The sequence below is a fragment of the Bradyrhizobium sp. BLXBL-01 genome (assembly GCF_051853025.1).
Lineage (GTDB): Bacteria > Pseudomonadota > Alphaproteobacteria > Rhizobiales > Xanthobacteraceae > Bradyrhizobium.
Map to the genome: position 1 here is coordinate 7418807 of NZ_CP182471.1, position 14309 is coordinate 7433115.

A 14309-nucleotide genomic window follows, 5' to 3' on the forward strand; every position below is an offset into this window, starting at 1 on the left:
AAAAAAAGCACGGCGCTTGCGGCGCCGTGCCCTTTCGCATTGCTGCGGCCTGGATCAGCTGTAGATCTCGAACAGGCCGGCGCCGCCCTGGCCGCCGCCGATGCACATCGTCACCACGCCCCACTTGGCCTTGCGGCGGGCGCCTTCTTGCAGCAGGTGGCCGGTGAGACGGGCGCCGGTCATGCCGAAGGGATGGCCGATCGCGATCGAGCCGCCGTTGACGTTGTACTTGGCGGGATCGATGCCGAGCTGGTCGCGGCAATACAAGCACTGGCTGGCGAAGGCCTCGTTGAGCTCCCACAGATCGATGTCGTCGATCTTGAGGCCGGTGCGCTTCAAGAGCTTCGGAATCGCGAAGACAGGACCGATGCCCATCTCGTCCGGCTCGCAGCCGGCGGTGGCCCAGGCGACGAAACGGCCGAGCGGCTTGAGGCCGCGCTTCTCGGCGTCCTTGGCTTCCATCAGCACCACGGCGGCGGCGCCGTCGGAGAGCTGGCTGGCATTGCCGGCGGTGACGAACTTGCCCGGGCCCTTCACCGGCTCGAGCTTTGCCAGACCTTCCATCGTGGTGTCGGGACGATTGCATTCGTCGCGATCGACGACGTAGTCGACGATCGATTCGGCCTTGGTCTGCTTGTCGACGACCTTCATCTTGGTCTTCATCGGGACGATCTCGTCCTTGAACTTGTTCGCCTGCTGCGCCGCGGCCATGCGGCGCTGCGATTCCAGCGAGAACTCGTCCTGATATTCGCGGCTGAGCTTGTAGCGCTCGGCGACGATGTCGGCGGTGTCGATCATCGCCATGAAGATGTCGGGGGCGACCTTGAGCAGCTCCGGATCGATCGATTCCTTCGGCGAGCCGCCGCCCGGAATCGAGATGCTCTCGACGCCACCGGCGACGATGCAATCGGCGCCGTCGGAGCGGATCGAGTTCGCGGCCATCGCGATGGTCTGCAGGCCCGAGGAGCAGAAGCGGTTCACCGAGACGCCGGCCGTGGTCTTCGGCAGGCCGGCGAGCAGCGCGGCCTGGCGGCCGATGTTCGGCGCGCCATGGGCGCAATTGCCGAGATAGCAATCCTCGACATAGTCCTTCTCGACCCCGGCGCGGTCCACCGCGTGGTGAATGGCGTGGGCCGCGAGCGACATCGGCGGCGTGATGTTGAACCCGCCGCGGCCGGATTTTGCGAGGCCCGTGCGCGCATAGGAAACGATGACGGCTTCACGCATTGTTTTCTCCCTTGTCGAACGATTTTGAACGGAGCGTATTTACGAGGCGTTCTGGCGCCATTGGTACACAGTTTGGCAGGCGCGGGGAAAATAAAACGCCGCCTCCCGGCGAAGGAAGCGGCGTTGTTCCGCGGGTCGGAATATGTCTGTAGAAGGCGAAGGAATTCGACTCTGTTGGCCTGCTGTGTCACCTCTCCCCAGCGGGGAGAGGTGAAGATCAAAACGTCAGCGCCTTGGCCTGCTTGACCTGCGGCAGGGCCTGCACCTTGGCGAGCACGTCGGCCGGTACCACACCGTCAACCTCGACCAGCGCAATGGCATCGCTGCCGGGGGCGACGCGGCCGAGATGGAAGGTCGCGATGTTGATCTTGGCGTCGCCCAGAAGCCCCGCGAACTTGCCGATGAAGCCGGGCTTGTCCTCGTTGGTGACGTAGATCATCGACCTGCCGAACTCGGCATCGACCCGGATGCCCTTGACGTCGACGAGGCGCGGCTTGCCGTCGTGATAGACGGTACCGGAGACCGAGCGCTCCTGGCGTTCGGTCGCGACGGTGACGGTGATCAGGCTCTCATAGTCGCTCTGGGCGGCGCGGACGATCTCGTCCACCACCATGCCGCGCTCCTTGGCGACGACGGGCGCCGACACGACGTTGACCTCGCCGAGCATCGGGCGCAGCAGACCCGACAGCACGGCGGAGGTAATCGCCTTGATCTTCATCTCGGCGACGTGGCCCTCATAGGTGATCTCGACCTTGAGGATGCCGCTCTCGGTGAGCTGGCCGGCGAACGAGCCGAGCTTCTCGGCAAGCGCGATGAACGGCTTCAGCTTCGGCGCTTCTTCCGCCGTGATCGAGGGGAAGTTGACCGCGTTCGAGATCGCGCCGGTGAGCAGGTAATCCGACATCTGCTCGGCGACTTGCAGCGCGACGTTCTCCTGGGCTTCCGTGGTGGAGGCGCCAAGATGCGGCGTGCAGATCACGTTGGGATGGCCGAAGAGCACGTTCTTGGTCGCGGGCTCCTCGACGAAGACGTCGAAGGCGGCGCCCGCAATGTGCTTGGCGTTGAGCGCTTCGACCACCGCCTGCTCGTCGACGAGGCCGCCGCGGGCGCAGTTGATCAGGCGCACGCCCTTCTTCATCTTGGCGATCGCCGCCGCATCGATGATGTTCCTGGTCTTCTCGGTCAGCGGCGTGTGCAGCGTGATGAAGTCGGCGCGCTTGAGCAGATCGTCGAGCTCGACCTTCTCGACCCCGATGTCCTTGGCGCGCTCAGGCGACAGGAACGGGTCGAACGCGATCACCTTCATGCGCAGGCCAAGCGCGCGGTCGGCGACGATCGAGCCGATGTTGCCGCAGCCGACGACGCCCAGCACCTTGCCGGTGATCTCGACGCCCATGAAGCGGTTCTTCTCCCACTTGCCGGCCTGGGTCGAGGCGTCGGCCTGCGGGATCTCGCGGGCCAGCGCCAGCATCAGCGTGATGGCGTGCTCGGCGGTCGTGATCGAATTGCCGAACGGCGTGTTCATCACGATGATACCCTTGGCCGTCGCGGCCGGGATCTCGACATTGTCGACGCCGATGCCGGCGCGGCCGATCACCTTCAGCTTCGTCGCCTTCTCGAGGATCTTGGCAGTCGCCTTGGTCGCGGAGCGGATCGCAAGGCCGTCGTAATTGCCGATGATCTCGGCGAGCTTGTCCTTGTCCTTGCCGAGATTGGGCTGGAAGTCGACCTCGACGCCGCGATCTTTGAAGATCTGCACGGCAGCGGGCGAGAGGGCGTCGGAAATGAGAACTTTGGGTTTGGTCATGAGGATGTGTCCTTCACACCCTCCCCTGGAGGGGGAGGGTCGGCGCGAAGCGCCGGGGTGGGGTGAAGCTGCAACAAAGAAAATTGCCGGTGCGCCGTGTGGAGAGATCACCCCACCCCGCCGCACCTGACGGTGCGTCGACCCTCCCCCTCCAGGGGAGGGTAAGAACTTACGCTGCTTTGGCTAGCGTGGCCTTGGTCTCGGCGAAGGCCCAGTCGATCCACTGCGTCAGCAGCTCAACATCCTTTGCTTCCACCGTGGCGCCGCACCAGATGCGCAGGCCCGCCGGCGCATCGCGGTAATAGGCGAAGTCGTAGCCCGCGCCTTCCTTCTCGACGAGGGCCACCAGCTTCTTGCTGAACTCCGCCTGCGCGTCCTCGGAAAGCGAGGTGATCGCGGGATCGGTGAACTTCAGGCACACCGAGGTGTTGGAGCGGATCGAGGCGTCCTTGGCGAGGAAGTCGATCCAGGGCGTCTTCGCCTTCCAGTCGGCGAGCACCTTGGTGTTGGCGTCGGCGCGCGCGATCAGCGCCTTGAGACCGCCGATCGACTTGGCCCAGTTCAGCGCATCGAGATAATCCTCGACGCAGAGCATCGACGGCGTGTTGATGGTCTCGCCGACGAAGATGCCTTCATTGAGCTTGCCGCCCTTGGTCATGCGGAAGATCTTCGGCAGCGGCCAGGCCGGCTTGTAGGTCTCGAGCCGCTCCACCGCACGGGGCGACAGGATCAGCATGCCGTGCGCGGCCTCGCCGCCGAGCGCCTTCTGCCAGGAGAAGGTGACGACATCGAGCTTGGCCCAGTCGAGAGCTTGCGCAAACGCGGCCGAGGTCGCATCGCAGATGGTCAGGCCTTCACGGCTCGCGCTGATCCAGTTGGCATCAGGCACGCGCACGCCGGAGGTGGTGCCGTTCCAGGTGAAGACGACGTCGCTCTTGGGATCGACCTTCGACAGATCGGGGATCTCACCGTAAGCCGCATTGAGCTTGGTGACGTCCTTGAGCTTCAATTCCTTGACGATATCGCTGACCCAGCCCTCGCCGAAGGATTCCCAGGCGAGCGTGGTGACGGGCCGTGCGCCGAGCAGCGACCACAGCGCCATCTCGACCGCGCCGGTATCGGAGGCCGGCACGATGCCGATGCGGTAATCGGCGGGGACCTCGAGCACTTCGCGGGTGAGGTCGATGGCGAGCTTGAGCTTGGTCTTGCCGATCTTCGCGCGATGCGAGCGGCCGAGGGCTGCGTCCTTGAGATTTTGGGCGTTCCAGCCGGGGCGCTTGGCGCAGGGGCCGGAGGAGAAATGCGGCACGTTCGGCCGCGAAGCGGGCTTCGCTACAGTCATGATCTACCCTTCCAGATAGTAAGCCTCCCGTTGGGGGGAGGTGTCCCGCCGCGGCTGATACGGGAATCGGGAAGGTCCGTCAAGGAAGTTCGGGGGCCCCACGCGCCAATGATGGCGCTTCCGGTGCAATATCAGGGGATTCGACGACAGCGAGCGCATTCAGCAAGTCCGTGGCTTCGCTGATCAATTGCGCGGCCTTGCGGCGGCTGCCGACCTTCAAAATGCATTTGTCATTGGCCTGCACGACGTAATCGTTGCCGACCTTGATGATGGAATAGCTTGTCATCGAAATCCCCGAACCGACCGAGCTCGGTGCCTGACGCTGCGTAGCACCGTTCGTTCCTTCATCAACGTGAACGACGGCTGGGTAGTTTACCGGCTCTTAACATGAACGAACGCGCGATCCGATTTCGCTGATTGCGCAACGGCCGCGTGGTGCTGCCTCAAAAGCGGACAATCATGCCGACGTGACTCGCCGCAAAACCAAGCCGCTCGTAGAAGCGCTGCGCATCGACGCGCGTCTGATGCGTCAGAAGCTCGACCAGATTGCAGCCCCGCGCCTTTGCTTCCGTCACGGCCCATTGCACCAATCGCTCGCCGATGCCGCGGCTGCGGCAATCAGCGGCAACGCGAACGTCCTCGAGCAGGCCGCGAATGCCGCCCTGCGAGCTGATGCCCGGCAGGATCGCCAGCTGCAGGCAGCCGACCACCCTGCCCGCGCTCTCGGCAACCACCAGCGTGAGATTCGGATCGCGCTCGACCCGCGCGAATGCGTCGTAATAGACGGCGGGCAACGGATCCTCCACGCGCTCGCGCGCGCGGCCGAGATGATCGTCGGCGAGCATCGCAACGATCGCGGCGACGTCCTCGCGGCGCGCGGGACGGATGGAGACCGTTTCGGCACTCATGTCAGACAGCTCCGGATTCAACGCGCCGGCGGTAGGCCGAGAAACGCTTCGACTTCGCCGATCCAGCGGCGGACGGACGCATAGCGGCCGAGGTCGAAGGCGCCTTCATGCGCGAGGCGGGTATAGGCGAGCAGCGACACGTCGGCGAGCGACACCTCGTCACCGGCGAAGAAGCGGCTGGATGAGAGATGTTGCTCCATGCGATCGAGCGCCGCATAGCCGCGCTTGACCTTTTCAGGATCGAGCTCGGAGGCGTCCTTGCCGAGATAGACCATGAGGAAGCGGCACACCGCGATGTAGGGCTCGTGGCTGTACTGCTCCCAGAACAGCCATTCGTCCATCTTGGCCGCCGTGAAGGCGTCGCGCGGAACGAGCGCGCTGTCGCGGGCGAGATAGCGGATGATGGCGTTGGACTGCGCCAGCGTGCGGCCGTCGCCGAATGCAACGGTCGGCACCTGGCCGGCGCCGTTCATCTTCAGGAATTGCGGCGTGCGCGTCTCGCCCTTGCGGGTGTCGATCTCGATCCACTGGTAGGGCAATGCGAGCTTGTCGCAGACCCACTTCACCTTGAGGCAGTTTCCGGAATTGCTGTCGCCGTAGATCTTCATCGCTGCCGCCCCGCTTTCGGAACGACAGAGCATCAGGGGGCGAGAAACTTGTCAACCAGGGAGGAAGGGCTCAAAACTTGTAGCCGAGGCCGACATGCGCGTTGTTCAGCGTCACCGACGTGTTCATGACGGGCGAGAACTGCACGTACTCATATTCAATTCGCGCGAACAAGCCACCCCACAGGCAATATTCGAGTCCGATGCCGGCGGTCCAGCCGACCACGAAGGCGTTGGTCTTGTGCTGACCCTGCGTCTGCGACTGAGCTGGAACGGGATTCGTCGTTCCTGGCACGATTATGGTGTTACCTAATAGGTCTGTCGTGGTCGTATCGGTACGCAGGGTTACGTTGCTGGATACCGTGCGGGAAACATCCATGCGGCCGACGGCAGCGCCGCCGAAGACATACGGCATGAAGTCACCACCATCCCAGCCCATGCGCCCACGCAACGTGACCATATCCTTGACTTGAGCCGTGGCGGCCCCGGTCAGAGTCACGTTCCAATGATTGAAGGCACCTGGCGGCACCGTGTCGCCAGGCGGGTTGATGATGTCGAGAGCGTTGGAGCCGGTCGACGCGGTCTTGAGGTTGTTGAAGTAGGTGTAGGTACCTTCGAGACCAAGCACCGCGTCGTACCATTGCCAGTTGCGGCCAACGAACCCACCGAAATTCGTGCTCTGTGCCGTGTTCTTGCTGAGGAGCGACCATGACGCGGTCGGCTGCTGAAGCACGCTGTCACGAAAGATGTAGTTGGTCAGGCCGACCACGCTCTGGCCGAAATCGGTCGAGTCGGTCGTGTAACCGAAGTGACCGCCAGCGTAGGGGCCATCCCAATTACGGGTCGTCTTCGACAGACCGTCGGTGAAGCCGCCGCGCAGCACGGGCAGGTCCGGCATGTCAGCCGCTTGCGCGGCCGATACCGTCCCCAACATCGCCGCTGCCAACACCAGCCTACGCATCACCACGCTCCATCGGACTCGAACTGTTGCGATGATCATCGCCCGTTAACCTTAACCAATGGTTGCGCCAGGCGCTTTGGTCGATGCTCGCCATGAAAAATACGCAAAGCAAAACGGCGCGGGATGATCCCGCGCCGTTAAGAAGTCCTAACCGATCCGCCTTCCGATCAGCCCTTGGTGACCAGCGGCGGCGGCGGCACGTAGGCCGGCGGGCTGTTGAGATCCCAGCGCACGCCGAGCTTGACGTCGTGCGAGGTGAGCTCCTTGATCTTGATCGAGGTCGGGCCGGAGGCGCTGTTGTCGAACAAGCGGAAGTTGCCGGGCGCCGCATCGCCGAGATTCATGTAGCTGTAGGCCAGTTCGACGGTGAACCCGGGATTGACCTTGTAGGCGAGACCGGCATGAGCGGCCCAGGCGAAGTTCCACTTTCCGTTATCGGCGAAGTAGGCGACGCTGTTGCTGAGCAACGGGTTGAAGGACACGCCGTCGTCCCGGAAGCCGCTGATCTTGTTGTAGGAGCCGCCGACGCCCGCGCCGATGAACGGCGTGACGCACCACCAGGTGCCGAGATCGACATAGGCGTTGGCCATCACGACCCACTCGGACTTGCTGCCGGTGTAGTTGTTGACGCCCACGAAGCCGGGCCCAACGACGTTATCGCTGCCGTGCAGATTGGCTTTGCCGCGGTACTGGCCGATCACGTCGGCGCGGAACCAGTTATTGAAGCGATAGCCGACGCCGAGATCGAACAGCGGGGATGAGTCGAAGCCGAGGCCCTCTGTCGTCTTCGTGAACCCTGCCGGCAGGGTGCTCTCGATGCGCTTGGCGCTCTGGTTGGTCATGCCGATGTCGCCGCGCAGATACCAGCCGCCGAAGTCGGCGGGCGGAGCCGGCGGCGCGTACATGGGAGGGGGAGCGGCGATCGGCATGTCGGCGGCGAACGCCATCGACGAGATCAGGGTCGCCGCACCCGCGGCAAGGAGAGACTTAACGCTACGCATTGGCTTCGTCCTTATGGCCGGTGAGGCAAAATACGGGCGCCTCACGTTCTGGAAACTCACGGGGAGGACGATGCCAGCAAATGCTTAAGCGCCACTTAACCCTAATTTTTAAGGTTGATTTTTTCTGACCCTACACGCGCGCGCCGCGCGAGCGTTGCAAAATTGCCGCGCAAAATGCGACATCGGCGCCGCATTCCCTAACGATGTGTGAAGCCGCAACGCGGCAAGAGAGGATGCGTTAACGCACGTGCCGCGGCAGCTTGGGCAGGAATACCGCGAGCAACCCGATCGCCGGCAGCCAGGCGCAGACCTGGTAGACGAACTCGATCGAGGTGTGGTCGGCGAGCTTGCCGAGCACGGCCGCGCCCAGGCCCCCGATGCCGAAGGCGACGCCGAAGAACACGCCGGAGATCATGCCGAAGCGATGCGGCACCAGCTCCTGCGCGAACACGATGATCGACGACGTCGTCGAGGAGATGATCAGGCCGATCGCGACGCTGAGCACGGCGCTGGCAGCGAGCCCGGCATAGGGCAGCGCCAGGGTGAACGGCAGCGCGCCGAGGATCGAGATCCAGATCACGATCTTGCGGCCGAAGCGGTCGCCCAGGGGACCGCCGAGAAACGCACCCACGGCGTTCGCCGCGAGGAAGACGAAGAGATAGATCTGGGCCACCTGCGTCGACACGCCGAAACGGTCGATCAGGTAGAAAATGTAATAGCTCGACAGGCTCGAGACGTAGAGCTGCTTGGAGAACAACAGCGCGACCAGCACGAGAAGCGCGAGCGCGACGCGACGCGAGCTCGGCGCGCCCGGATGGGTGTCGGCGGCCGCCGCCTGCTTCGTCGTGATCTGCGGCGCGTACCAGCGCCCGATGCGCCAGAGAATGAGGATCGTGAGAAACGCGATCGATGAGAACCAGGCGATGCTGCCCTGCCCGAACGGCACCACGATCAACGCGGCGAGCACCGGCCCCATCGAGGTCCCGAAACTGCCGCCGAGCTGAAACACCGATTGCGCAAAACCATAGCGGCCGCCGGAAGCGAGCCGCGCGATGCGCGCCGATTCCGGGTGAAACACCGCCGAGCCGAGGCCGACCAGCGCGGCGGCAACGAGAATGACGAGATATTGGTGCGCGACGCTGAGCAGCAAGAGGCCGAAGAAGGTCGAGGCCATGCCGACCGCCAGCGAATAGGGCTGCGCCTTCTTGTCGGTGTAGTGCCCGACTACCGGCTGCAGCAGCGAGGCCGTGAACTGGAAGGCCAGCGTGATCATGCCGATCTGCGCGAAGTCGAGCGCGTAGGTGTCCTTCAGGATCGGATACACCGAGGCGATCAGCGACTGCATGGTGTCGTTGAGGAAGTGCGAGACGCTGATGCCGGCGAGCACGAGGTAAGCCGGCCCCGCCGCCTTGACGGCAACCGGCGCCACGTCGGCGACGACGACGGGCTCGGTCAGCGTTTCCTCTGAGACGACGACAGGCTTGTTCAAGACGGCAATCCCGGCAGGCGCGGCGAACCGCAGCATCCGCTCATTACGATGCAAGCCGCGGTGAAACCACCGTCAATCGCAAATGGCTGGGATGCGCGAGGCCCTCTCCGCGAGTCGGATATCGTAGGGTGGGCAAAGGCGCCCTTGCGCCGTGCCCACGATCTTTCCGATACGGCGACAGACGCGTGGGCACGCTTCGCTTCGCCCACCCTACGATGCTCTGCGCTCCATCCGGTCTACGATCGCGCCTTACGCCGCCGCCTGCCCCAATGCCAGAACGATGGTGTCGACGACGTCCTCGACGAGGTGACGGTCCTCGCCCTCGCCCATGACGCGGATCACGGGCTCGGTGCCGGAGGAGCGGATCAAGAGACGACCGTGGCCGTTGAGGCGCTTCTCGCCGTCGGAGATCGCCGACTTGACGTCGGAATCGTCGAGCGGCTTGCCGCCCTTGTGGCGGACGTTCTTGAGGATCTGCGGCAGCGGATCGAAGCGGTGGCAGACTTCCGACACCGGACGGCGCAGCTTCTGCACCACGGCGAGCACCTGCAACGCCGCGACGAAACCGTCGCCCGTCGTGGCGTAATCGGACAGGATGATGTGGCCGGACTGCTCGCCGCCGAGATTGTAGCCGCCGTTCAGCATCTGCTCGAGCACGTAGCGGTCGCCGACCGGCGTGCGCACGAGATCGAGCCCCTGCCCTTTGAGGAAGCGCTCGAGGCCGAGATTGGACATCACGGTGGCGACGATGCCGGGACGCGACAGCCGCCCATCCTCCTTCCAGCTCTGCGCGATCACCGCGAGCAGCTGGTCGCCGTCGACGACATGGCCGCGCTCGTCGACCAGGATGACGCGATCGGCGTCGCCGTCCAGCGCGATGCCGATGTCGGCGCGCATCTCGCGTACCTTCTTCGACAGCGCCTCCGGCGAGGTCGAGCCGCAATCCTTGTTGATGTTGAAGCCATCGGGTTCGACGCCGATTGGCACCACGTCGGCGCCCAATTCCCACAGCGCTTCGGGCACCACCTTGTAGGCGGCGCCGTTGGCGCAATCGATCACGACGCGCAGGCCCTCGAGCGAAAGGTCGCGCGGCAGCGTGCGCTTGGCGAACTCGATGTAGCGGTCATGCACGCCGTCGATACGGCGGGCGCGGCCCAAGCTCGCGCTCTGCGCGAGCCGCTTGTCGAGGGATTCGTCGAGCAGCTGCTCGATCTGCCGCTCGACGTCGTCGGAGAGCTTGAAGCCCTGCGGGCCGAACAGCTTGATGCCGTTGTCCTCGAACAGATTGTGCGAGGCGGAGATCATGACGCCGAGATCGGCGCGCATCGACTTGGTCAGCATCGCGACCGCCGGCGTCGGCATCGGGCCGACCAGCAGCACGTCCATGCCGACGGAGGTGAAGCCTGCGACCATGGCGTATTCGATCATGTAGCCGGACAGGCGGGTGTCCTTGCCGATCACGACCCGGTGGCGGTGGTCGCCGCGCTGAAACGCAAGGCCCGCGGCCTGGCCGACCTTGAGCGCGAGCTCCGGCGTGATCAGTCCGTTGGCGCGGCCCCTAATCCCGTCCGTCCCGAAATATTTGCGGCTCATATCGTCCCCCAAGCAACAACCAGGGAGTCCCCTCTACAACCACGGGCTGCCCCAACGGGACCCGCATCCCTGATTTGCCGAGGTCTTATAAAGCTATCGCGGCTAACTTGGCTTCAAAAAATATGATGAATCGTTACGGAACCGGCGCCGCGACCGCCCCGATAACATATTGTTAACATTGTAATTCCTGCGTGACCAGCGAAAAGCGGCGGAACTCGCCTAATCCGAGCGCTTCACATGGCTGTCGGCGCGGCTCGGGGCCGGCTGGGTGACATTGACTGGATCTGAGCCCGGGAAGGTCTCCTCCAGTCCCTCTTCCAGCGCCTCCTCGAGATCATGCTTTTCCTTGATCTCTTCCGGCGAAGGTGGCGCGTGCGGCTTCGTCATGACGCTCTCCTTGGCGCTCTCCTTCCAAAACGTTCTGCAAACGATTTGGCTGTGCATCCAACCATGCTAGATGACCCCGAAATCTTCCGATGCAAGACTGTTGGGACATGACGGGCCGGGGAAACGACATGAAGCATATTACCTGTATCGACGATCTTCGCACGCTGCATCAGCGCCGCGTGCCGAAGGCGTTCTTCGACTATTGCGACCGCGGCTCCTATGCCGAGGAGACGCTGCGCGCCAACCGCGAGGACATGCAGGCGATCAAGTTCCGCCAGCGCATCCTGGTCGACGTCTCCAAGCGCGATACCTCGACCACGATCCTCGGCGAGCCCTCGACCATGCCGCTGATCCTCGCGCCGGTCGGCCTGCTCGGCATGCAGCACGGCGACGGCGAGATCCACGCCTGCCGCGCCGCGCAGGCCGCCGGCATCCCGTTCACGCAATCGACCATGTCGATCTGCTCGATCGAGGACATCGCCGCCAGTGTCGAGAAGCCGTTCTGGTTCCAGCTCTACGTGATGAAGGACCGCGGCTTCATCAAGGAATTGATCCAGCGCGCGATGGCTGCCAAGTGCAGCGCGCTGGTGCTCACGGTCGACCTGCAGGTGATCGGCCAGCGCCACGCCGACATCAAGAACGGCATGACGGTGCCGCCCGAATGGTCGTTGTCGAAGCTGCTCGACTTCGCCAGCAAGCCGGCCTGGGTCTCCGGCGTGCTGCAGGGCAAGCGCCGCACCTTCGGCAACATCGCGGGACACGTGAAGAACACCGAGGATCTCAACCGCCTCGCCGAGTGGACCGCTTCGCAGTTCGACACCTCGTTGAACTGGAAGGACGTCGAGTGGGTCCGCAGCATCTGGCCGGGCAAGCTCATCATCAAGGGCATCCTCGACGTCGAGGACGCCGAGGAAGCCGCCAAGACCGGCGCGCAGGCGCTCGTCGTCTCCAACCATGGCGGCCGCCAGCTCGACGGCGCGCCGTCCTCGATCGAGGTCCTGCCGGAGATCGCGGACGCGGTCGGCGACAGGATGGAGATCATGTTCGACGGCGGCATCCGCTCCGGCCAGGACGTGATGCGCGCGCTCGCGCTCGGCGCGAAGTCCTGCATGATCGGCCGCGCCTATGCCTATGGCCTCGGTGCCGGCGGCCAGGCCGGCGTCGCCAAGGCGATCGACATCATCCAGAAGGAGCTGCTCACCACGATGGGCCTGTGCGGCGTCAACCGGATCGACGAGATCGACGATCACGTCATTGCAGTGTGAGTGCGCGGCGGTGCCGTAGGGTGGGTTAGCTCAGCGGCTGCGCGAAGCGCGGTCGCTGCGCGTAACCCACCACCTTAGATCGCCATATGCGGAAGCATGGTGGGTTACGGCTCCCCCTAACCCACCCTACGAGTTCAGCGCTCGATCATTCACATCGGCGGCGTCAAGCCGTCGCGGCCGACGCTGACGCGGCTGGTCTCGAAGGAGCCGTCCGGCAATTGCTTCAGGAAGGCGATCACCTTGGCGCCGGCCTTCAGCTCGGATTTGTCGCCGGGCACGAAGGTCACGACCGGCGTGTCGTCGGCGACGAACACCTTCTTCTCGCCGTCCTTGTACTTGACCAGCAGCGTGTGACCGTCATTGCCGACGACGCTCTCGGCCACCGTCGCATTGGTCATGCTGGAATTGGGCTTGAGGTCCCAGGGCCGCGAGCCTTCGCCGGTGCCGCGCATGGCTTCCGGAAACACGTGCACCTCGACGGCGTTCTGGCTGCCGTCCGGCCCCGGCACGGTGGTCGCGCCGATGAACGAGCCCGGCTTGATGTCGGCGAGCGAGATCTTGGTAACGCCCGACACGTTCACGTCGGAGGCGAGGCGAAGCTTGACCTCCTCACCGCTGCGCGACTTGACCTGCATGGTGTCGCCATTGACGCTTTCGATGGTGCCGCGCACGCGCGTCGGCACCGGCGCCTTCTGGGCGAAGGCGCAATAGGTCGAGACGGCCACCATCGCGACGGCGATCAGCGGACGTGTGAAAGTTGCACGTTGAACAGACATGACGGTCTCCGATTGTCCCCAGGAAGAGAGAACTCCGAAAGACCCCGCACTATTCTCTCAAGACTTCGTGAGATCGGCCTCGATTAACGCGCGCAGCTCGGCCGTGACCTCGGGCCGCCGCCCGAACCACAGCTCGAAACCGCGCACCGCCTGATGCAGCAGCATGCCGAGCCCGTCGGCGGTCTTCAGGCCGCGCGCCATGGCCGCGGCGAGCAGGGGGGTCACCAGGGGAACATAGACGAGGTCGGCGACGACGGCGTCTTGCGGCAGGCGCGCGACGTCGATATCGAGCGAAGGCTGGCCATGCATGCCGAGCGAGGTCGTGTTCACGAGAAGTCTTGCGCCCGGCAGCACGTCCCCGATCGCATCCCACGGCAGCGGATGCACATTCGATCCGAACTGCCTTGCCAGCGTCCCGGCTCGTGCAAGGGTGCGATTGGCGACATGAACGCAGCTGATGCCGCGCTCCAGCAGGCCGAACACGACCGCACGCGCGGCGCCGCCAGCGCCCAACACCAGCGCCTCCTTGGCCATGTCCCAGCCGGGCGCGCTGGCGTCGAGATTGTTGATGAAGCCTTCGACATCGGTGTTGGTCGAGCGCAGCTCGCCCTCGGCGAACCACAGCGTGTTCGCAGCGCCGACGGCCCGGGCGCGCGCGTCGGGGGTCGACAGCGCCAGCACGGCTTCCTTGTGCGGGATGGTGACGTTGGCACCGACGAAGCCGCGCAGCGACAGCCGCAGCACGAAATCGCGCAGATCCTCCGGCGGCACCGCCTCGATGACATAGCCGCCCTCAATGCCGAGCGTGCGCAGCCAGTGACGGTGGATCAGCGGCGAGCGCGAATGCGCGGCCGGCCATCCGATCAGACAGGCTGCGGGGATCCTGGACGCGGTCATCTTTCCCTCGGGTCGTTTCCGAGGCGATCCATTTCGCGTCGCGCCCGCTCT

14 protein-coding genes are annotated in these 14309 nt (G+C 64.5%); 1 reads left to right on the forward strand and 13 read right to left on the reverse strand.

Going from position 1 to position 14309, the window contains the following annotated elements; translation table 11 throughout:
• Positions 1–54 precede the first annotated feature (54 nt).
• The 11 genes from ACNJYA_RS34280 to ACNJYA_RS34330 all read right to left on the reverse strand — a co-directional run bounded on the left by ACNJYA_RS34280 (position 55) and on the right by ACNJYA_RS34330 (position 11320).
• Positions 55–1227, reverse strand: coding sequence for a thiolase family protein (locus ACNJYA_RS34280; protein WP_172788976.1), 1173 nt, complete (start codon positions 1225–1227; stop codon positions 55–57).
• Positions 1228–1444: 217 nt separating this feature from the next.
• Positions 1445–3034 carry a phosphoglycerate dehydrogenase gene (gene serA / locus ACNJYA_RS34285; protein ID WP_212259967.1) on the reverse strand — a complete coding sequence of 530 codons (1590 nt, stop codon included), beginning with the start codon at positions 3032–3034 and terminating at the stop codon, positions 1445–1447.
• A 169-nt stretch (positions 3035–3203) separates the two neighbouring features.
• Positions 3204–4376: a phosphoserine transaminase gene (locus ACNJYA_RS34290; RefSeq protein WP_260380949.1), complete on the reverse strand. Its 1173-nt coding sequence runs from the start codon at positions 4374–4376 to the stop codon at positions 3204–3206.
• Positions 4377–4455: 79 nt separating this feature from the next.
• A complete protein-coding gene (locus ACNJYA_RS34295; RefSeq protein ID WP_439364627.1) occupies positions 4456–4662 on the reverse strand; it encodes a hypothetical protein in 207 nt (68 codons plus the stop codon).
• Between the two features lie 157 nt (positions 4663–4819).
• Positions 4820–5284: a GNAT family N-acetyltransferase gene (locus ACNJYA_RS34300; protein ID WP_439401532.1), complete on the reverse strand. Its 465-nt coding sequence runs from the start codon at positions 5282–5284 to the stop codon at positions 4820–4822.
• Between the two features lie 17 nt (positions 5285–5301).
• Positions 5302–5892 carry a glutathione S-transferase family protein gene (locus tag ACNJYA_RS34305; RefSeq protein WP_172788710.1) on the reverse strand — a complete coding sequence of 197 codons (591 nt, stop codon included), beginning with the start codon at positions 5890–5892 and terminating at the stop codon, positions 5302–5304.
• Positions 5893–5962: 70 nt separating this feature from the next.
• Complete coding sequence (locus ACNJYA_RS34310) at positions 5963–6850, reverse strand: outer membrane protein (protein ID WP_172788711.1); 888 nt, start codon at positions 6848–6850, stop codon at positions 5963–5965.
• Between the two features lie 167 nt (positions 6851–7017).
• Positions 7018–7851, reverse strand: a complete 834-nt coding sequence (locus ACNJYA_RS34315; protein ID WP_172788712.1) for an outer membrane protein — start codon at positions 7849–7851, stop codon at positions 7018–7020.
• Positions 7852–8089: 238 nt separating this feature from the next.
• Positions 8090–9340 carry an MFS transporter gene (locus ACNJYA_RS34320; RefSeq protein WP_439401533.1) on the reverse strand — a complete coding sequence of 417 codons (1251 nt, stop codon included), beginning with the start codon at positions 9338–9340 and terminating at the stop codon, positions 8090–8092.
• A gap of 249 nt (positions 9341–9589) precedes the next feature.
• On the reverse strand, positions 9590–10933 hold the full coding sequence (glmM, locus tag ACNJYA_RS34325; protein WP_260380953.1) for a phosphoglucosamine mutase: 1344 nt from the start codon (positions 10931–10933) through the stop codon (positions 9590–9592).
• A gap of 219 nt (positions 10934–11152) precedes the next feature.
• The gene (locus tag ACNJYA_RS34330; protein ID WP_172788715.1) at positions 11153–11320 is read right to left on the reverse strand and encodes a hypothetical protein; all 168 of its coding nucleotides are present in this window, start codon (positions 11318–11320) and stop codon (positions 11153–11155) included.
• A 128-nt stretch (positions 11321–11448) separates the two neighbouring features.
• Between ACNJYA_RS34330 and ACNJYA_RS34335 the strand changes: the two genes are divergently transcribed.
• Complete coding sequence (locus tag ACNJYA_RS34335; protein ID WP_172788716.1) at positions 11449–12585, forward strand: alpha-hydroxy acid oxidase; 1137 nt, start codon at positions 11449–11451, stop codon at positions 12583–12585.
• A gap of 149 nt (positions 12586–12734) precedes the next feature.
• Here the strand turns inward: ACNJYA_RS34335 and ACNJYA_RS34340 are convergent, their stop codons facing one another.
• Together ACNJYA_RS34340 and ACNJYA_RS34345 are read right to left on the reverse strand one after the other, a co-directional pair.
• Entirely contained in the window at positions 12735–13361 is a 627-nt protein-coding gene (locus ACNJYA_RS34340; protein ID WP_172788717.1) for a hypothetical protein, read from the reverse strand.
• A gap of 57 nt (positions 13362–13418) precedes the next feature.
• Positions 13419–14258 (reverse strand): shikimate dehydrogenase, encoded by an 840-nt coding sequence (locus tag ACNJYA_RS34345; RefSeq protein WP_172788718.1) that lies wholly within the window; start codon positions 14256–14258, stop codon positions 13419–13421.
• Positions 14259–14309: the final 51 nt, after the last annotated feature.